The sequence below is a fragment of the Sinorhizobium sp. 7-81 genome (assembly GCF_030124405.1).
Lineage (GTDB): Bacteria > Pseudomonadota > Alphaproteobacteria > Rhizobiales > Rhizobiaceae > Sinorhizobium > Sinorhizobium psoraleae.
Window position 1 is genome coordinate 37,801 of record NZ_JASKLT010000004.1, and the last position, 18,442, is coordinate 56,242.

General features: G+C 62.3%; 19 protein-coding genes. 10 read left to right on the forward strand and 9 right to left on the reverse strand.

What is annotated here, in order from left to right; translation table 11 throughout:
• Positions 1–16 precede the first annotated feature (16 nt).
• From nthB to QN224_RS16125, 3 genes are all read right to left on the reverse strand, one after another.
• On the reverse strand, positions 17–676 hold the full coding sequence (nthB, locus tag QN224_RS16115; protein WP_283977520.1) for a nitrile hydratase subunit beta: 660 nt from the start codon (positions 674–676) through the stop codon (positions 17–19).
• Positions 673–1,317, reverse strand: coding sequence for a nitrile hydratase subunit alpha (nthA, locus tag QN224_RS16120; protein WP_283977521.1), 645 nt, complete (start codon positions 1,315–1,317; stop codon positions 673–675). The genes nthB and nthA overlap by 4 nt, the downstream gene beginning before the upstream one ends.
• A 103-nt stretch (positions 1,318–1,420) precedes the next feature.
• Positions 1,421–1,972 carry a GNAT family protein gene (locus QN224_RS16125; RefSeq protein WP_283977522.1) on the reverse strand — a complete coding sequence of 184 codons (552 nt, stop codon included), beginning with the start codon at positions 1,970–1,972 and terminating at the stop codon, positions 1,421–1,423.
• 206 nt (positions 1,973–2,178) lie between these two features.
• Here QN224_RS16125 and QN224_RS16130 point away from each other — a divergent pair, with 206 nt between their 5' ends.
• On the forward strand, positions 2,179–3,462 hold the full coding sequence (locus tag QN224_RS16130) for an SDR family oxidoreductase (protein WP_283977523.1): 1,284 nt from the start codon (positions 2,179–2,181) through the stop codon (positions 3,460–3,462).
• Complete coding sequence (locus tag QN224_RS16135; protein ID WP_283977524.1) at positions 3,462–3,941, forward strand: DUF2269 domain-containing protein; 480 nt, start codon at positions 3,462–3,464, stop codon at positions 3,939–3,941. Before QN224_RS16130 ends, QN224_RS16135 begins: the two co-directional genes overlap by 1 nt.
• Here the strand turns inward: QN224_RS16135 and QN224_RS16140 are convergent.
• Positions 3,933–4,526, reverse strand: a complete 594-nt coding sequence (locus QN224_RS16140; RefSeq protein ID WP_283977525.1) for a LysE family translocator — start codon at positions 4,524–4,526, stop codon at positions 3,933–3,935. The genes QN224_RS16135 and QN224_RS16140 overlap by 9 nt on opposite strands.
• A 376-nt stretch (positions 4,527–4,902) precedes the next feature.
• On the opposite strand from QN224_RS16140, the gene QN224_RS16145 reads away from it, so the two are divergent.
• On the forward strand, positions 4,903–5,631 hold the full coding sequence (locus QN224_RS16145; protein ID WP_283977526.1) for a class I SAM-dependent methyltransferase: 729 nt from the start codon (positions 4,903–4,905) through the stop codon (positions 5,629–5,631).
• A gap of 26 nt (positions 5,632–5,657) precedes the next feature.
• On the opposite strand, the gene QN224_RS16150 is transcribed toward QN224_RS16145, so the two are convergent.
• The 3 genes from QN224_RS16150 to QN224_RS16160 form a co-directional block, all read right to left on the reverse strand.
• Positions 5,658–5,888 (reverse strand): hypothetical protein, encoded by a 231-nt coding sequence (locus QN224_RS16150; protein WP_269282365.1) that lies wholly within the window; start codon positions 5,886–5,888, stop codon positions 5,658–5,660.
• Between the two features lie 157 nt (positions 5,889–6,045).
• Positions 6,046–6,255 carry a cold-shock protein gene (locus QN224_RS16155; RefSeq protein ID WP_173509830.1) on the reverse strand — a complete coding sequence of 70 codons (210 nt, stop codon included), beginning with the start codon at positions 6,253–6,255 and terminating at the stop codon, positions 6,046–6,048.
• A gap of 217 nt (positions 6,256–6,472) precedes the next feature.
• Entirely contained in the window at positions 6,473–6,745 is a 273-nt protein-coding gene (locus QN224_RS16160) for a hypothetical protein (RefSeq protein ID WP_283977527.1), read from the reverse strand.
• A 558-nt stretch (positions 6,746–7,303) separates the two neighbouring features.
• On the opposite strand from QN224_RS16160, the gene QN224_RS16165 reads away from it, so the two are divergent.
• Both QN224_RS16165 and QN224_RS16170 read left to right on the forward strand, forming a co-directional pair.
• Positions 7,304–7,567 carry a BON domain-containing protein gene (locus QN224_RS16165; protein ID WP_269282360.1) on the forward strand — a complete coding sequence of 88 codons (264 nt, stop codon included), beginning with the start codon at positions 7,304–7,306 and terminating at the stop codon, positions 7,565–7,567.
• A gap of 177 nt (positions 7,568–7,744) precedes the next feature.
• Positions 7,745–8,590 (forward strand): aldo/keto reductase, encoded by an 846-nt coding sequence (locus QN224_RS16170; protein WP_283977528.1) that lies wholly within the window; start codon positions 7,745–7,747, stop codon positions 8,588–8,590.
• Positions 8,591–8,755: 165 nt separating this feature from the next.
• Here QN224_RS16170 and ilvN read toward each other — a convergent pair whose 3' ends face one another.
• Together ilvN and QN224_RS16180 are read right to left on the reverse strand one after the other, a co-directional pair.
• Positions 8,756–9,328, reverse strand: a complete 573-nt coding sequence (gene ilvN, locus QN224_RS16175; RefSeq protein ID WP_173509826.1) for an acetolactate synthase small subunit — start codon at positions 9,326–9,328, stop codon at positions 8,756–8,758.
• 22 nt (positions 9,329–9,350) lie between these two features.
• Entirely contained in the window at positions 9,351–11,129 is a 1,779-nt protein-coding gene (locus QN224_RS16180; RefSeq protein ID WP_283977529.1) for an acetolactate synthase 3 large subunit, read from the reverse strand.
• 319 nt (positions 11,130–11,448) lie between these two features.
• On the opposite strand from QN224_RS16180, the gene QN224_RS16185 reads away from it, so the two are divergent.
• From QN224_RS16185 to QN224_RS16205, 5 genes are all read left to right on the forward strand, one after another.
• A complete protein-coding gene (locus tag QN224_RS16185; RefSeq protein ID WP_283977530.1) occupies positions 11,449–13,524 on the forward strand; it encodes an ATP-binding protein in 2,076 nt (691 codons plus the stop codon).
• 241 nt (positions 13,525–13,765) lie between these two features.
• Positions 13,766–15,901 carry a hypothetical protein gene (locus tag QN224_RS16190; protein ID WP_283977531.1) on the forward strand — a complete coding sequence of 712 codons (2,136 nt, stop codon included), beginning with the start codon at positions 13,766–13,768 and terminating at the stop codon, positions 15,899–15,901.
• A gap of 54 nt (positions 15,902–15,955) precedes the next feature.
• Positions 15,956–17,500: an MBL fold metallo-hydrolase gene (locus QN224_RS16195; protein ID WP_283977532.1), complete on the forward strand. Its 1,545-nt coding sequence runs from the start codon at positions 15,956–15,958 to the stop codon at positions 17,498–17,500.
• Between the two features lie 20 nt (positions 17,501–17,520).
• Positions 17,521–17,916 (forward strand): VOC family protein, encoded by a 396-nt coding sequence (locus QN224_RS16200; protein ID WP_173509821.1) that lies wholly within the window; start codon positions 17,521–17,523, stop codon positions 17,914–17,916.
• An 85-nt stretch (positions 17,917–18,001) separates the two neighbouring features.
• Complete coding sequence (locus QN224_RS16205; protein ID WP_283977533.1) at positions 18,002–18,433, forward strand: nuclear transport factor 2 family protein; 432 nt, start codon at positions 18,002–18,004, stop codon at positions 18,431–18,433.
• The last annotated feature ends 9 nt before the right edge of the window (positions 18,434–18,442 follow it).

Sequence of the window (18,442 nt, forward strand, 5' to 3'; positions counted from 1 at the left end):
TTCCGACGAAGTGGTCTTATACCCGCTCAAGATAACTCTCCCAGGCATCGATCGAGACCGTCAGCGTCGGGTCCGCCCCCTCGCCCCAGATCTCGCCGCCGTCGAACACGACCGTATAGACCCATTGCGGGTTCTCGCCCTTGCCGTGAGCGTTGTCGTCCGGAAACACGAAACTGCCCTGTACCGCCTCCACCACACCGACCTTGGCGCGGGCATAGCGCGGCAGGCGCGTGTGGGTTTCGGGATTGAAATTCTTGGTGCGCACCCTCTCGCCGGCGAAGAAAAGCGGCGGCGTCGCGACCGGCCTGTCGCAGGGGCCGCCCCTGGCGAGCACCCCCGCCACCATCTCGGCTTTCAGTACCCGCTTCGGATCCGTCCCCATCTCGAGCATATGGCCGGCATCGAGTTCGGCCTGCGTCACGAAGCCGTGGCGCTTGAGCAAGGTCTCCAGCGCGCGGGTCCAGATCTCGTAGTAGCTTGCCGAAAGATAGGTCGCCGGCGGCAGGCTTTCGCGCGCATGCCGGCTCTCGTCGATCGTCCAGGCGCCGAAAGCGCCGCAGGAGAGCGTCACACCGAGCGCCCGTTTCTCCCATTCCGCATGGAAACAGGGCTCGTCCGTTTCGGGCGCGATCGGCCCAAGGCCGTGCTGGCCGCCGAGGTCGTGCGGCCCGTTCATCGCGCGGCCTCCGGCGAAAGCGCAATCCCGGTGCCGATCATCGAGTCCCGCGTCACGAGATCGGCCAGATCCTCCTCGCTGAAGCCTTCGGTTCCGTCCGGCCGTTCGGGCACGACGAGGTAGCGCAGTTCCGCCGTCGAGTCCCAGACGCGAATCTTCTTCTCCGCCGAAAGTTCAAGCCCGAATTCCGCCAGCACGCCCCGCGGATCGATGACCGCACGCGAACGATAAGGCGGCGCCTTGTACCATACCGGCGGCAAGCCGAGCACGCTCCAGGGATAGCAGGAGCAGAGCGTGCAAACGACGAGATTGTGCGTATCGGGTGTGTTGAACACGGCGCGCATGTGCTCGCCCTGCCGGCCGGTAAAGCCGAGGCTCGCGATCGCCGCCGTCGCGTCGCGCTTCAGCCAATCGGCAAACTCCGGATCGCTCCAGGCCCTGGCTACCACGCGCGCACCGTTTCTCGGCCCAACCTTCGTCTCATAGGTCTCGACGATGGCATCGATCGCGGCGGGATCGATCAAACCCTTTTCCGTCAGCACCGTTTCGAGCGCTTTTACCCGCGCTTCCATGTCGGTGAAATGGTTGTCGTGCTGGTGATGATCGTGACCGTGGCCATGACCATGATGATGCTCTGACATTCCGCCTCTCCTCTGCCGGAAACGCTGTTCTTTTTAAAGTATTAGGGCAGGAATCGGAATCGATTTCTGAGCGGATCGGCACCGAAAGTCGTCACGGCAAAAATCACTCCGTGGGAGCCTTGCCGAGGAATTCATGGTCGAGCAAGCCCATCATCACGTCGTCGTGCCATGCCCCGTTGACGAGGGCGGCCTCGCGCTCCCTCCCCTCCACAACAAAGCCGGACTTTTCATACGCCCTGATCGCCCGTTCGTTGTAGCTGAGCACACGTATTCCAATTCGATGCAGCCCCATCGAACCGAAGGCGTGTTTAAGCAGAAGGTTGATGGCCTCGCTGCCAAACCCACGCCCGAGCAAGGCGCTGTCGTATATTCCGATTGCCATCGAGGCGCGCCGATCATGCTGGTCGACGCGGTCCAACCTGATCTCACCAGCGCACGTCCCCTGAATCTCAATGATCCAGGCATACGGGTGCTCACCCAAATTCCGGACCCAGGCTGCCGCGCTTTCTCTCGTTATCGGCCGCACGTCTTCTCTGCTGACCCCGAACATTTCGGCGATCCCCGGATCGCTCCCTAAAAGAAAGCGGGCCTCGATATCCGCTTCACAAGGCGGCCGGAGCCTGATGTTCGGTCCTTCGAGAATGGGTGGCACCATTCATCTCCTCATTCGTTGCTTTCCGACTGGCATGGCTCAAAAAGAATCGCGAGCACCTGACGAGAATGTCCTCGACAAGGACAACCGCCAGCCGCTGACCATCGCTGGGGCAGTTTCGTTTCGCAAGCGCCAATTGGCAGATGGACGTTAACGGTAAGGTTGCAAGCGGCACTTTCGCGCCTACCGGTTTCGGCTAAGGTCGTGCCATGAACGTCCTGATTCTTGGCGGGACCGGCTTCATCGGCTCCGCTATCGCCAGAAAGCTCGTCGATGACGGCCACCGGGTGACCGGGCTCGGCCGCGATACCTCGCGCGCCGCGCCGAAGATGCCCGGGCTTCGCTGGATCAAGGCCGACCTTGCCGAGATGACGGCGGGCGGAAACTGGCAAGGCGCGCTGGAAGGCCAGGACGTGCTCGTCAATTGCGCCGGCGCGCTGCAGGATGGCCTTTCGGACGATCTCGTCGCCACCCAGGAAAAGGCGATGCTGGCGCTTTACGGGGCCGGGCGTAATGCCCGCCTTCGGCTTGTCGTGCAGATCTCGGCGGAAACCGCGGGCGCCGGTCGCGATCTCGCCTTTCTGGCGACCAAGCGGAAGGCAGACACGGCACTTGCTGCAAGCGGCCTGCCCTTTGTCATCCTGCGCCCCGCGTTGGTCATCGGCCGAAACGCCTACGGCGGGTCCGCACTGCTGCGGGCCCTTGCCGCCCTGCCTTTCGCGATCCCCCTCATCCATGCCGAAAGCTCGGTCGCAACCGTTGCGCTCGACGATGTCGTCGACGCTGCCAGCGCGGCTGTCGGCGGCCGCCTGCCGGCGGGATCCGACCTTGCGCTGGCTTGCAACGAAAGCCTGACGTTGAAGGAACTCGTTCTCGTTCATCGCCGCTGGCTCGGCCTCCCTCCCGCTCCGACGATTGCGCTCTCACCCGCCATGGCGCGACCGATAGCCTGGCTCGCGGATCTGGCAGGCAGGCTCGGCTGGCGCTCGCCGCTCCGCTCCACCGCGATGACGGTTATGTCCGGCGGCATCGCGAGCGGACCGTCGCAGGATTTCGGGCGACGCCTGTCATGCGCCGCCGACACGCTGGCCGCCGCCCCATCGGGCGTCCAGGATCTCTGGTTCGCGCGCCTTTATCTGCTGAAGCCGCTGATCGTCGCGACCCTTGCGCTTTTCTGGCTGCTCTCTGGCCTCGTGCCTTTCTTCGTCTTCGACGCGGCAGCGAGCCATTTCGCGGCCTTTCTGCCGGGGCCTATCGCAACCGCGGCGACCATCGCGACCAGTCTCGCGGACATCGCGCTCGGGGTTGCGGTTCTCGTTCGACCTTGGGCACGGCGCGCGCTTTTCGGCATGCTTTCGCTGACGCTTGCCTATCTCCTTGCTGCGACGCTTGCCGAACCGGCGCTCTGGCTCGATCCGCTCGGTCCTCTCGTCAAGATTTTGCCGTCGATCTTGCTGACGCTCGCGGCGCTTGCCATTCTGGACGAACGCTGATGGCTTTCGAAGACCTCCTCCGCCTCCTCCATGTGCTCGGCGCCACGGTTCTCTTCGGCACCGGCATCGGCATCGCCTTTTTCATGATCATGGCCGAACGCACACGCGATCCCGGCATCATCGCCCATGTCGCCGGCATCGTCGTCATCGCGGATACGGTCTTCACCGCGACCGCCACCTTCCTGCAGCCGCTTACCGGATACATTCTGGCACGGATGATTGGCTGGCCGTATGAGGAGGGTTGGCTCGTACTGTCGTTCGCGCTTTACGTCCTCACCGGCCTCTTCTGGCTGCCGGTCGTCTGGATCCAGTTCCGGCTGCGGGATCTGGCAAAGCGGGCGGTCGCCGAGGATACGCCCCTGCCGGCGGACTTCGATAGGCTCTATCGCATCTGGTTCGCCTGCGGCTTTCCCGCCTTTGCTTCGGTGATTGCGATTTTCTGGCTGATGCTGACGAAGCCCGACATCACCCTATTTTAGCATCGGCCAAAGGCTGACGACGAGCAGCACGGCCATGGTGATGTTGAACCATTTGAGCCGCGACGGTTCGGAGAGCCACTGCCGCAGCGCCGAGCCGAAGCCCGCCCAGGTCGAAACGCTCGGCACGTTGACGAGCGCAAAAACGAGGCCGACGACGAGTACGCTCAGAAGATAGCTGTCGCTGCTGGTATAGGTGGCCATGGCAGAGACTGCCATCACCCAGGCCTTCGGATTGACCCATTGGAAGGCGGCCGCCTGCAGGAAGGTCATCGGCCTGGCACTCGCCTTGCCCTCGCCAAGCGAACGCGAGGTACCGATCTTCCAGGCGATCCAGACTAGATAGGCGCCGCCGGCAAATTTCAGTGTGATGTAGATGAGCGGCACCGAGTGCAACAGCGCACCAAGCCCGAGCCCGACGGCGATGAGAAGTACGAAGAAACCGCCGCCGATGCCGAGCATATGCGGAATGGTGCGCACGAAGCCGAAATTCACGCCCGAAGCGAACAGCATCATGTTGTTCGGGCCCGGCGTGATCGACGTCGTGAAGGCAAACAGGAACAGCGCCAGCAGCGTATCCGATTGCATGCATCTCCTCCTGCAAGCGCGGCGCCGCCGTGGCGACGCGCCCTATATTGCTGATTCGTTGTGGCAATCCGCCCAAGCCGGAATCAGGCCCAGCGTAGTTTGCGTCAATCTACCTGTCGCAAAGTCGGAGACCAGCCAATTCTTGTCATGGTGACAAACCGGATTTGATGGCCGTTGTCGGCGGGAAGGTTCCGCCGATGACCGCCGCCTTGACAAGGCCCCGGCCTCGTGGAAGTTGGCGCCCAAACGTAGGTGCGACGCGAGGTGGCGCGACTCATTGCGCGCCACGCGTAACTCGCAGCCTCGCCGGCAACGGACGGGGGCTCTATTTCGGGGTACGACGCGCCCCGTCCATCTGCGATCGGTGGAGACGTAAATGGCACAAAATATCTACGACAAACCGGAATTTTTCGCGGGCTATAGCCAGCTCGCACGGTCCGTGCACGGTCTCGACGGCGCCGCCGAATGGCCGGCGATCCGGGCCGCGCTGCCGGACCTGAGTGGCTTGCGCGTGGTCGATCTCGGCTGCGGTTTCGGTTGGTTTGCGCGTTGGGCGCGCGAAAGCGGCGCGGCCCATGTGCTGGGATTGGATCTTTCAGAAAACATGATCGCGCGGGCGCGAAAGGATGCGGACGACGCGGCAATCGACTACCGGATTGCAGATCTCGATCATCTTGTGCTGCCCGAAGCAAGCTTCGATTTCGCCTACAGCTCGCTCGCCTTCCATTACATCGAGGATTTCGACCGGCTCGTGCGGACCATCCATGCAAGCCTCCTGCCCGGCTCGCAATTCGTCTTCACGATCGAGCATCCGATCTACATGGCGCCGACCAATCCGGGCTGGTCCAGTGACGCGGACGGCCGCAGGATCTGGCCGCTCGACCGCTATTCGGTCGAAGGGGAGCGCGTTACCGACTGGCTGGCCAAGGGAGTCGTCAAATACCACCGCACCATCGGCACCACTTTGAACACGCTGATCAAAGCCGGCTTCTCTATCCGCCATGTCGAGGAGTGGAGGCCGACGCCCGAGCAGATCGCCGCCAATCCCGATCTCGCGGAAGAGGTCGACCGGCCGATGATGCTTCTCGTCGCCGCCCAGCGTTGAAGCGACAGAGATTCTTTTCGGGCTACCTATTTGCGTTTTTGTGCTTTTCGCTTTTCTTTGGTCGGGGCAACAGGATTTGCCGCCGCCTCTTCGGCTTCCTTTTCCAGTCGCAGTTGCTTGAGGCGGGCCGTCTTCTTGTGCCGGGCGGCCGCTTCCTGCTCGACAATCGCGCGCGAGGCGATCGTAGCCTGATCGGCGCGGTCGGACGGGTTTTTCTTGGCCGGTTTGAACACGCTGTTGGTCTGGCTTTCCTTCATCAATGTTCCTCCTTTCCGAAGGCAATAAAAAAGGCCGGGCGAACCCGACCTTCCTCTTCATCATCTCAACCGGCCAGTGCCAGTACATCCGTGGTCAAAGACCGGGAGATGACAATTTCATGGAGCGCGATCATAGAGCACAATCGCAAGCACACACTCAAAGGGCGCGCAGGTTTTCCGCGGACGTCTTGCCCGTGCGGCGATCCTGGGCGAGCTCGAAGCTCACCTTCTGACCATCCTTGAGAGTGGACAGGCCGGCACGCTCGACGGCCGAAATGTGTACGAACACGTCGGAAGCGCCATCATCCGGCTGGATAAACCCAAAGCCCTTGGTGCTGTTGAACCACTTTACTGTTCCAGAAGCCACGTTGATATCCTTTCAATCGCTCATGGAAAAACAACACCGCGTTTCCGCGATGTATTGAAACCGATTTTGTCAGGATCTTCGTGACGAAGCGCCGCAGCGCAGAAACAAATCTCGTCGATCAATATCGATTTCATTTATGTAGATTACAATTGTGTCCCTTGCAAGGCCGCGATTTTATTTTTTCCTTAGCAGAAGTTACCGCTGCCGATCCGCATATTCATTCCTCCTCCTGATGTCGAAGCCAGGCGGCGGCACGACGGAGATTGAACGCAATCAGCCGGTTGCTGGCATTCCCGCCCATTCGTCGAAGCTGCATCAGCTTCCATGGGAGCCTTCCGGACGTTCGGCCTCCCGCCGGGACCACATCCCCTGACCGGAGCGCCGCGGCGGCTCGGTGCAGCAGGTTCTCCTTGCGCTCCACCGTCAATGTCCCGATATCCCGAGCGGCCACTTCCAGATCAGCAATGAAGGAGTCCAGCACGGATTTCATTCGGCATCTCCCGACGGGCCAGTGACGACGATGGTCGCGCCGCATGCGGATAAGATCCCTGGGGCGGCGATTTCAACGGCAACGTCTGGCATTTCCGTTTGCCGCGCGAACCTGATGTCGAAGATAATATCTTATTTCAGGCTATCGAAATATGCCAAATAAATGTGCCATGAAATACAATATTTTATAGACATTTAGGCCTCGCGTGCTTTCTGACTATTCCGTTTTTCATTGCGCATTTCGTGATCGCGCGTATGATTTTTAGCCGAAGACAAGATTATCACAGATTGTGCGATGTTTTGCTTCGCGTTGGCCGCCACATCATCGAAGGTCGGCCGACGCCTATCGGTCTGGTTCGCGAGACGATGCAGGCCGCGAGGATGCTATGCGGTCGATGTCTTCTCTGAACGCCTTTTTGGCCGGCTGGGCGAGATCCGACGCCATTTGTTTCGCGGCTGCGATGACATTTGTCATCATACTCGTCTGCACCTGACAGCGCACCGACGCTGCCATTCCCACAGGCCTGTTTCATGCCGGAAGCGTCACGGGAGTTACCTCATGAGCGATACGTCCAACATCTTCCATGTATTTCCGAAGAAAACGAAGAAAAGATCGGAAGAACCCGACATTGAGACCGCCGTCACCCAAGCACTGTCATCGACGGGCGCGCTCGACGCGAGCTATGTCTTCGTCACGGCCGACGGCGCCGAAGTTACCCTCGCAGGTTGGGTTCACACCCGCAGGGAGATTGCCACCGCGATCGACATCGCTTGCTCGGTGAGTGGGGTGAGAGCCGTCCGCAACGAGCTTTCGCTGGATTAGGGCAAAGGAAGCACACGGCTTTCGCCTGCGGGACGCACCGTCAGCAGAAGCCCGCTTTACCGTCTGGATCGTCAGGCGGTGCGGCCGCCGTGAACGAGGCAGAGCCGACGGCTTATGGACATTCCTGCACCGAATTTTAATCTTGGAGTGTCGAACCAATCTTCAAGGCGATTTCCGATGCACGATCCGATCCCGACAACGAGCTTTCCCGATGGCCGCAAGGTTCCTGTGCTTGGCCAGGGCACCTGGCGCATGGGCGAGAACCACATAAAGGCGGCGGCGGAAATCCGCAGTCTGCAAGCCGGCATCGACCTCGGCATGACGCTGATCGACACGGCGGAAATGTACGGCGACGGCGGCGCGGAGCGCATCGTCGGCGAGGCGATCAAGGGCCGGCGCGACGAGGTTTTTCTCGTCAGCAAGGTGCTGCCCTCCAATGCGAGCCGTTCGGGCACGATCGCCGCCTGCGAACGCAGCCTAAAATATCTCGGCACCGACCGGATCGATCTCTATCTCCTGCATTGGCGCGGTGTCTATCCGCTCGCCGAAACCGTCGCCGCCTTCGAGACGCTGAAGGCGGTCGGCAAGATCGCCGCCTGGGGCGTTTCGAATTTCGACGTCGACGATATGGAGGAACTGGAAAGCGTGCCGAACGGCAGGAATGTCGCGGCCAACCAGGTGCTCTACAACCTAGCCCGCCGCGGCATCGAATACGACCTCCTGCCCTGGTGCAGCGACCGCGGCGTGCCGCTGATGGCCTATTCGCCGCTCGACGAGGGCCGGCTGCTTCACAACGCCGACCTGATCCACATCGCCAAGGCGCATCAGGCGACGCCGGCGCAGGTGGCGCTCGCCTTTCTCAAAAGCCGCCCAGGCGTCATCTCGATCCCGAAGACCGGTTCGGCCGAGCGCGCCCGCGAAAACCGCGACGCGATGGATATTCACTTCACGGCGGAAGAGCTGGCCGAGCTCGATGAACTCTTTCCGCCGCCGAGAAGGAAGATGCGGCTGGAGGTTATTTGAGGAGATACTGCAGTCTCGGGCCCCCTCATCCCGCTGCCGCGACCTTCTTCCCGCTTGCGAGGAGAAGGGATATGCCGCGCCGCCCCAAGCCCCCTCTCCCCGTTGGGGGGAGAGGGTTAGGGTGAGGGGCAGTTGCTATTCAGCGACGCCACTTTCAGGCAGCCATCACATCCCCTGCGGGCCGCGGTTCATCGCGGCGATGCCGGTGCGGCAGACCTCGATCAGGCCGAGCGGCTTCATGATGGCGATGAACTGCTCGATCTTCGACGGCTTGCCGGTGATCTCGAAGACGAAGTGCTCGATATTGGCGTCGATGACCGATGCACGGAACGCATCCGCCAGCCGAAGCGCCTCCACGCGGTGCTCGCCGGAGCCGTGCACCTTGACGAGCGCCAGTTCCCGCTCGATTGGCCGGTCGTGGCCGAGGTCGGCGGCGCGAACCGTGAGGTCCACGACCCGGTGCACAGGCACCAGCCGTTCAAGCTGGTGCTTGATCTGCTCCAGCACATGAGGCGTGCCGCGGGTAACGATGGTGATGCGCGACAGATGCGCCTCGTGTTCGGTCTCGGATACCGTCAGGCTCTCGATGTTGTAGCCGCGGCCGGAAAAGAGGCCGATGACGCGGGCGAGCACGCCCGGCTCGTTGTCGACCAGAACGGAGAGCGTGTGCGTTTCCGCAAGCTCCGTCTCCTTGGCGATGAAATAGGCAGAGCCCGTCGGCTGAAGATGTGCACTCATTTTGTTCTTTCCTACCTTTTCATCAGACGAGCTGGCGGCCCTTGGCGTCGATCGCATTGGCGACCGCCTCGTCCGTCGCCTCGTCGGGCAACAGCATTTCGTTGTGCGCCTTGCCCGACGGGATCATCGGGAAGCAGTTGGCGAGGTTGGCGACGCGGCAGTCGAAGATGACCGGCGCCGGCGTGTCGATCATCCGGCGGATCGCCTCGTCCAGCTCGCCGGGCTTCTCGCAACGGATGCCCACGCCGCCATAGGCTTCGGCGAGTTTGACGAAGTCCGGCATCGCCTCCGTGTACGAGTGCGACAGGCGGTTGCCGTGGAGCAGCTGCTGCCACTGCCGGACCATGCCCATGTACTGGTTGTTGAGGATGAAGATCTTGACCGGCAACCCGTACTGCACCGCGCAGGCCATTTCCTGAATGCACATCTGGATCGAGGCGTCGCCGGCAATGTCAATGACGAGGCTTTCCGGATGCGCGACCTGGACGCCGATGGCCGCCGGGAAGCCGTAGCCCATGGTGCCGAGGCCGCCCGACGTCATCCAGCGGTTCGGCTGCTCGAAGCCGAAGAATTGCGCCGCCCACATCTGGTGCTGGCCGACTTCGGTGGTGATGTAGGTATCGCGGTCCTTGCTGAGCTCGTAGAGCCGCTGGATCGCATATTGCGGCATGATGACGTCGTCGTTCGGCGTATAGGCCAGCGAATTGCGCGCCCGCCACTTGGCGATTCCGGCCCACCAGTCTTCGAGCCGCGCCTTGTCGACGGTCTTCGACGCGGCGCGCCACAGGCGGACCATGTCTTCGAGAACGGTTGCGACATCGCCGAGGATCGGAACGTCGACGCGCACGTTCTTGTTGATCGAGGACGGGTCGATGTCGATGTGGATCTTCTTCGAGTTCGGCGAAAACGCGTTGAGGCGGCCGGTGATGCGGTCGTCGAAGCGCGCGCCGATGCAGACCATGACGTCACAGTCGTGCATGGCCATGTTGGCTTCGTAGGTGCCGTGCATGCCGAGCATGCCGAGCCAGTTCTTGCCGGACGCCGGATAGGCGCCGAGGCCCATCAGCGTCGAGGTGATCGGAAAACCGGTGAGCTCGACCAGCTCGCGCAGGAAATGCGACGCCTGCGGACCGGAATTGATGACCCCGCCGCCGGAATAGATGATCGGCCGGCGGGCGTTCTTCATCAGCTCGACCGCTTCCTCGATCTTCTTCAGGTCGCCCTGCATCTTCGGCTGGTAGCTCTTCTGCGTCGGAACGGCGGAAGGCGGCGTGTAGGTGCCGGTCGCGAACTGGACGTCCTTCGGAATATCGACGACGACCGGGCCCGGGCGGCCGGACTGCGCGACGCGGAAGGCCTCGTGGATGATGCGGGCGAGATCATTGACGTCCTTGACCAGCCAGTTGTGCTTGGTGCAGGGCCGCGTGATGCCTACCGTGTCGCATTCCTGGAAGGCGTCCGAGCCGATCAGCGGGGTCGGAACCTGGCCGGAGATGCAGACGAGCGGGATCGAGTCCATCAGCGCATCCTGCAGCGGCGTGACCGCATTGGTCGCGCCGGGACCGGAGGTGACCAGCATGACGCCGACCTTGCCGGTGGAGCGGGCATAGCCCTCGGCCATGTGGCCGGCGCCCTGCTCGTGACGGACGAGGATATGCTCGATCTCTTCCTGCTGGAAGATCTCGTCATAGATGGGAAGCACGGCGCCGCCGGGATAGCCGAAGATATGCTTGACGCCATTGTCCTTCAGAGCCTGGAGAACAATCTCCGCGCCTGTCATCTGGTTTTCTGTTCCGCTCATTGGCCTGCTTCCGTCCCTTTTCAAGGTTTGGGGTGTGATTAGCTTTTCTCAGGGCATAAAAAAAGGCCCCTTCAGGAGCCTCGTTCAGCGCATGGGTGGCTACTGCCGGATGGTTACACCATCCTGCCCATGCGCCGTCCCACCACAAGAATAACCGCGAAATTTTTCATGGGGCGATTTGATAAACAGAAAAGCCCTGCCCGTCAACGGGCTTTGGACGGCATTCGGACCGGATCAAACGGGACATCCCCGCGCAATTCAGCGAAACGACTTGTTAAACCGCGGTTGTTACCCTGGAGCGTGATCTGGAAAAGTGGAGATGGTTTCCGTTCGGCCAGATTTGGCGCCATTCGCGCGAGGTGCAGCTTTGCTCGACAGTGAACTCCATTCCTCGAATCCTGCGGGAGCAGAGGATCGTCGCGACGGCTTGAAGCCGGGCAACCGTTTCCTCGGTCGCGTCGTTGCCTGCAGCGGCTCGCGCGCAACGATCGCCGCGGTCGCTGAAAGCGGCGAAACCTCGCTGACGGAGCTCTGGTCGGTCGGCCGCCTGATTTCCATTTCCGTCGGCGCGAACCGCGTCGTCGCGCTCGTCTATGCCATGCAGACCGTCGCCAGCGAATGGGGCGAGCAGGCGAACAACACCTTCCGCATCGAGGTCGAACTGATGGGCGAGGTCCACATCGGTCCGGACGGACGCGAGTCGTTCTCGACAGGCATCAGCCAATATCCCTATCTCGGCGCGATCGCCCACCGCATCCGCGCCACCGACCTCGCCCGCATCTACGAGTCCAGCCAGGCGGACAGTTGCGTCATCGGCAAGCTGACCCAGGATGAAAGTCTCGACGCCACGATCCATGTGCCGTCGATGCTCGCCAAGCACTTCGCCATCGTCGGAACGACCGGCGTCGGCAAATCGACCGCCGTCACGCTGCTCTTGAACAAGGCGATCGCCGCCGATCCGAAGCTGCGCGTGCTGATCCTCGACCCGCACAACGAGTTTGCCGCGGCCTTCCCGGAACATGCGGTCGTCATCGACACGGACACACTGGACCTCCCCTTCTGGTTTTTCCGGCTGGAAGAATTCGCCGAGGTCGTCTTTCGCGGGCGGCCGCCGGTGGCGGAAGAGCTCGACATCCTGCGCGACGTCATTCCGGAGGCGAAGAAGGCCTTCAAGGGCGGCGAATCCGGGCTGATGCGCCGCCAGAACGAGAAGAGCTCGATCACCGCCGACACGCCGGTGCCCTATCGCATCGCCGATCTTCTGGCGATGATCGACGAGCGCATCGGCCGGCTGGAAGGCCGCACTGACAAGCCGCACCTGCGCTCGCTCAAGACCAAGATCGTTTCGGCGATCAACGACCCGCGCTACCATTTCATGTTCTCGTCGAACACGATCACCGACACGATCCAGGATACGATCGCCAAGATTTTCCGCATTCCCGGCGAAGGCCGGCCGATTGCCACCTTCGAACTCGCCGGCATTCCCTCGGAGGTCGTCAATTCGGTCGCCTCGGTGCTCTGCCGCATGGCCTTCGAAATCGGCCTGTGGAGCGATGGCGGCGTGCACATGCTTGTCGTCTGCGAAGAGGCGCACCGCTACGTGCCCGCCGATCCTTCCCTCGGCTTCCTGCCGACCCGCCAGGCGATCGCGCGGATCGCCAAGGAAGGCCGCAAATACGGTGTGTCGCTCGGCATCATCACGCAGCGACCCGGCGAGCTCGACCCGACGATCCTGTCGCAGTGCTCCACCGTCTTCGCCATGCGGCTTGCCAACGATCGCGACCAGGAGATCATCCGCTCGGCGATTTCGAATAGTTCGATCTCCACGACCAGCTTCATTTCGTCGATCGGCAACGGCGAGGCCATCGCGTTTGGCGAGGCGGTCGCCGTGCCGATGCGCATGCGCTTCACCCGCGTCGACGACCGGCGCCTGCCGCGCGCCCACGGGATAACCGACAAGGTCGACGAGGACGCGTCCCCGAGCGTCGACCTGCGGTCGATCGTCAGCCGGATGCGGGCGGTATCGGGGCCCGACATTTCGAGCTTCCAGCAGAGCTATATGGCGGCGCAGAGCAGCAAGGCTCCGACCCTTGAGGACGATGAGCCAAGTCAGGCGGCCGCCCACGGCGCCGAACCATCCGAGGCGGAACCCTGGAATGAGGCGACGTTCGAGCCCTACCGGCCGGACATGCTTCCGCGCCCGGAGCCGGTCAATCCACAACTCGAGCGTTTCAATCAGATCCGCGAGCAGCTCCTTTCCGGCGAGAAGGAAGCAGACGGCAGGTCGCATGCTCCGGATCCGCGCCCCGCGCACCCACCAACCGAGCCTCGCCGCGAGGGTTCGCTGCGCGAAAGCCTGCTCAAACGTCCTCTCGGCAGCCTTATCCGCAAATAGGCTGCGCGAACGCGGCTGCGAAGGGCTGGAAGGGGTGAACCCTATTCCTGTGCTCGTCGACGAGCACAGCCACCGCGTCCGTCAACGACTCCGGAAAAACCCGCCGGCCCGGTCTTGCAATCGTGAGTTGACATTCCTGTCACGCGGACGAATCCTTTCTGTTGCAATATCGAGGCGGCGGAACTTCAAGGAATGCATCGACTGGGCAGCAGATAGCGGCGGCAATTCCCGGGAGGAGTAAATGTCCGTTTTGTCGACCATGCCTCCGCGCAAGCTCCGGATCTTCGCCTTCGACCCGAGCATGGGGCGGCGACACGAAACACTGCCGCTTAACGAGGTGATCGTTTCGATCCCCTGGGAGATGGACAAGCTCGACCCCGGCGTGCCGTTCGTCGGGCCCGTCGGGGAATATATCGAGGTGATCGACTTCGATCCGTCGCTCGATCTGGTTTACGCACCGGTCAACCTGCACGATCCCGGCCTGCTTGCCGACAATGGCCTCCGACCGGCGGAATGGAACCCGCAATTCCACCAGCAGATGACCTATGCGGTGGCGATGAACACCATCGCCAATTTCGAAAGCGCACTCGGCCGGGTCGCACTCTGGGCGGCGCGCGACCGGGACGAGAAGGGCCGATGGATCAATCCGCAATATGTCCAGCGGCTGCGCATCTATCCGCATGCGCTGCGCGACGCCAACGCCTATTACAGCCCCGAGAAGAAGGCCCTGCTCTTCGGCTATTTCGCAGCCGGTGAAGGCCAATCGGGAGCACCCGCCGGCACGATCATATTCACCTGCCTCTCCCACGACATCATCGCCCATGAAACGTCACACGCGCTGCTCGACGGCATGCATCCCCGCTTCAGCGAGGCGACCAATCCGGACGTGCTCGCGCTGCACGAGGCCTTCGCCGATATCGTCGCGATCTTCCAGCATTTCTCTTATGCGGACGTGTTGAAGGATCAGATCGCCCGCACGCACGGCGACCTCGAAAGCCAGAACCTGCTTGGCCAGCTCGCCCAGGAGTTCGGTCAGGTGCTCGGCCGCGGAACGGCGCTGCGCGACGCGCTCGGCGGCTGGAAGGACGGCGTCTGGCGGGCGCACGAGCCCAATCCGAGGCTTCTGCGCGAGACGGAGGAAGTGCATGACCGCGGCGCCATCCTGGTGGCTGCCGTGTTCCGGGCATTCCTGTCGATCTACCGCGCGCGCATATCCGACCTGCTGCGCATCGCGTCGAGCGGCACGGGAATCCTGCCGGCAGGCGCGCTGCATCCCGACCTCGTCAACCGGCTGGCGCGCGAAGCATCGAAATCGGCCCGGCACATCCTGCAGATGTGCATTCGCGCGCTCGATTACTGCCCACCGGTCGACGTTACGTTCGGCGACTACCTGCGCGCGATCATCACCGCCGACCACGATCTCTTTCCCGAGGACGAGCACAATTATCGCGTCGCGGTGATGGAGGCCTTCATCGCCTGGGGCATCGTTCCGCGAGACATGCCGATCGTCTCGGTCCAGACGCTGCTCTGGCCGACGATGGGCGAAGCGGCCGCCGACTACAAAGCCGCCTTCCCCCGGCTGACCGATCTCAAGGGCGAGGTCGCCTATCTGCTTTCGCGCCCGCTCGAAATGATCGATCAGCTCAAAACCCGCGGCGACTTCACCGACAGCGAGGGCCAGAAATTCCTGGACGGTCTGGACCGCACCGCACGGGAAATCTTCGAGGAGCTGAACAAGGCGATGGGCAACCGCCTGCCGGAGAGCGCCAAGCGGCCGAAATCGTCGCTCCGGGAAATTCTCAGCCGCAACCTTCTGGAGCTCGGGCTCGAGGCCGACCGCAAGGTCGAATGGCTGGCGCGCGACCTCTACGGGCGGCTGTTCTGGGGGCTCATCACCGAAGCCAAGAACGCGCCGCTTCGCGACATCATCCGCATCAGGACGGATGCCGACGCGCCGGCGACCGTCAGGCGCAGCAAGATCATCGCTGGCCCTGCAATCGAGGTGCACAGCGTTCGCATGGCCGCGCGCCGCGGCAATCGCGACCAGATCGAACGCGAATATGTCGTCGAGCTGACGCAGACCCGCCACGGCTACCTCGACCCGAAGATGCAGGAGGCAGCGGACAAGGGCAAGCCGCCGAAAGGCCCTTACGATTTCTATTTTCGCCGTGGCTGCACGCTGCTCATCGATGCCGAGACCTTCGAGATCCGGCGGGTCATCCGCACGCCCGGCGACATTTGCGACGATGCAGAGCTCGAACGAATGCGCGCATATCTCACCAGACAGGCGCGGAGCCGGGAAAACGCCTTCACCGCCGGCGGGAGCAAGCCTGTCCGACCGGAGATTTTCGCTCATCTCCACCGACAGCGGAGCTAGCCGACGAGAGAATTGAGCGGCCTGCCGTCCGCCAGCGGATTTGAGGAGGAACCGATGCCCAGAATGCAGGCCCCCGCGTCCGGCGTCACGGTACGCATGTATCGGCAGGGCCATGGCGACTGCTTTCTTCTGGCGACGCCAAAGGCAGACGGAAGTCCCTTCTACATGCTGATCGACTGCGGCCTGTGGACGAATTCCGAGGTCAAGCCCGAACAGACGATCGATAAAGTGATCGCCGATATCGCCGAAGCCACTGGTAATCGCCTGGATCTGGTGCTGGTAACCCATGAGCACATGGACCACGTCAACGGCTTCGCGGCGAAAGACCCTGCGACAAGAAAACCGTGCTTCGACGCGATCGAGATCGGCGAACTCTGGCTTGCCTGGACCGAGGACGACGATGATCCGTTTGCCAACAGCCTGCGGGAACGTTTCCACGATACGTTGCTCGCTCTGATGGGAGCCGACGAGCGCCTTGATCGCGCGGGCTTCGACGTCCATTCGCCGAACCGTACGATGCTGCGCGATCTTCTCTCCTTCGAGACGGGAGAAGATGCCGCCGACGAACTTCGCGAGCGGCTGAAAGAGGTCAGGCGTCGTCACCCCGCCCTCTCGGCCCGAAGGCAGGGAGCGCTCGCCATCGAGGGGATCACCAATAAGCGCGCCATCAAATACCTGCGCGGACGAATCGCCGGTGATCCTGTTTTCCTGCGGCCGGACCATGACCCCTACGAGTTGCCGGGCGTCGAGGGCGTGCGCGTCTACGCGCTTGGACCGCCGCGCGATGTCGAACTGCTGCTTTCGCTGGAGCCGCAGGGCGAGGAAGAGTTCAGGCTGTCGGCCGACGGCCCGACACTGAGCCTCCTCGCGGCTACGGTCGAGGGCGACCCGGAAAGCGCCAGGCGCTCTTTCGATCCGCGCTTCGGCATTTCCCGCAGGGACGTTGAACGGAGCCGCGACAAGTTCCTGAAGGCGTTCTTTGTCGACCACTATGGCGCGAAGGGCAAGAGCGGCCCTACCGGCTGGCGGCAGATCGACAATGACTGGCTCGAGAGCGCGGAAACGCTGGCCCTCAGATTGAATGACGAGGTGAACAACACCAGCCTGGTCATCGCCATCGAACTCCGCGGAACCGGCAAGGTGCTGCTCTTCACCGGCGACGCCCAGCGCGGCAACTGGATCTCCTGGGCGCCGCTGAAATGGACGGTCGATGGCAGGACCGTGACCGCGCGCGACCTTCTCGGCCGCACGGTGCTCTACAAGGTCGGCCATCACGGCAGCCACAATGCGACGCTCGACGGCAGCGCGGCAGCGGATTATGCCAACCTGTCCTGGCTGGCAAGCGAGGCCTTTCAGGACGAATTCGTGGCGATGATCCCGGCCAATACGGCCTGGGCGGCGCACAAGGACAGGCCGTGGGAACATCCGCTCGGCTTCATAGAGGACAGGCTGAAGCAGAAGGCCCGCGGCCGCGTCTTCCGCAGCGATCTCGACCGGGTCGCAAAACCGTCTGACGTCAGCGCCGCAGAGTGGCAGAAATTCGAACGGGTCGAGACCGACCTCTTCTTTGAATATACCGTGGCCGACAGTCCGACGTGAGCAATATTCGGAGAACCGTCATGGTCAGAAGCGTGAAACCTTTCCTGATGTTCCAGGGCGAAGCCGAGGCAGCGATGAACCTCTATCTGTCGCTGTTCTCCGGCGCGAAGATCGTGAGCATCAATCGCTACGGACCGGGTGAGGTTGGCCCGGAGGGTTCGATCATGCAGGCGGAGCTGTCGATCGCCGGTGAAACCATCATGTGCATCGATAGTCCGGTGAAACATGAATTCGGTTTTACGCCAGCCTTCTCGCTGTTCGTCGACTGCGACAGCGAGGACGAACTCGAACACCTTGCTTCGGCGCTTGCGGAAGGTGGTGGGGTGCTGATGCCGCGCGCCAATTACGGCTTCAGCCGTCAATTCACCTGGATCAACGACCGATATGGCGTCTCCTGGCAGTTGAACCTGCCGTAGGCGCTCGATCGTTGCATTACAGGAACCGCGCGGCACGGCAGAGCGTTCTCATCCAGCCTATTCGAAGAAATTCAGGACCAGGACAATGGAAGAGACCCTCCGGCGCTTCTTCGCGCGATACGAAACCATGGCCAATCGGGTGCTTGCCGACGAAATGGATGTCGGCGAGACGACCTTCGCTTTCGCCTCGGAGTTCATCGCCGCCTCGCCTGCAGGCGTTCTGGCGGGCAAGAACGACGACAGCCTGAAGGTGTCGATGGCACAGGGCTATGCCCGCTATCGTGCGATCGGCACCAAGGCATTGAAGATCCGCAAGACCACGATCACGCCGATCGACAACCGGCACTTCCTCGTCAGGATCGATTGGCGCTCCACCTACGATATGAAGGGCAGACCGGACGTCACCATCGATTTCGAGGTCCACTATCTGGTCCAGGTGCGCAACGACGAGCCGAGAATCTTCGGCTGGATCAGCGGCGACGAGGAGGCCGTGCTCAAGGAACACGGCATCGTCTGAGCGCACGCT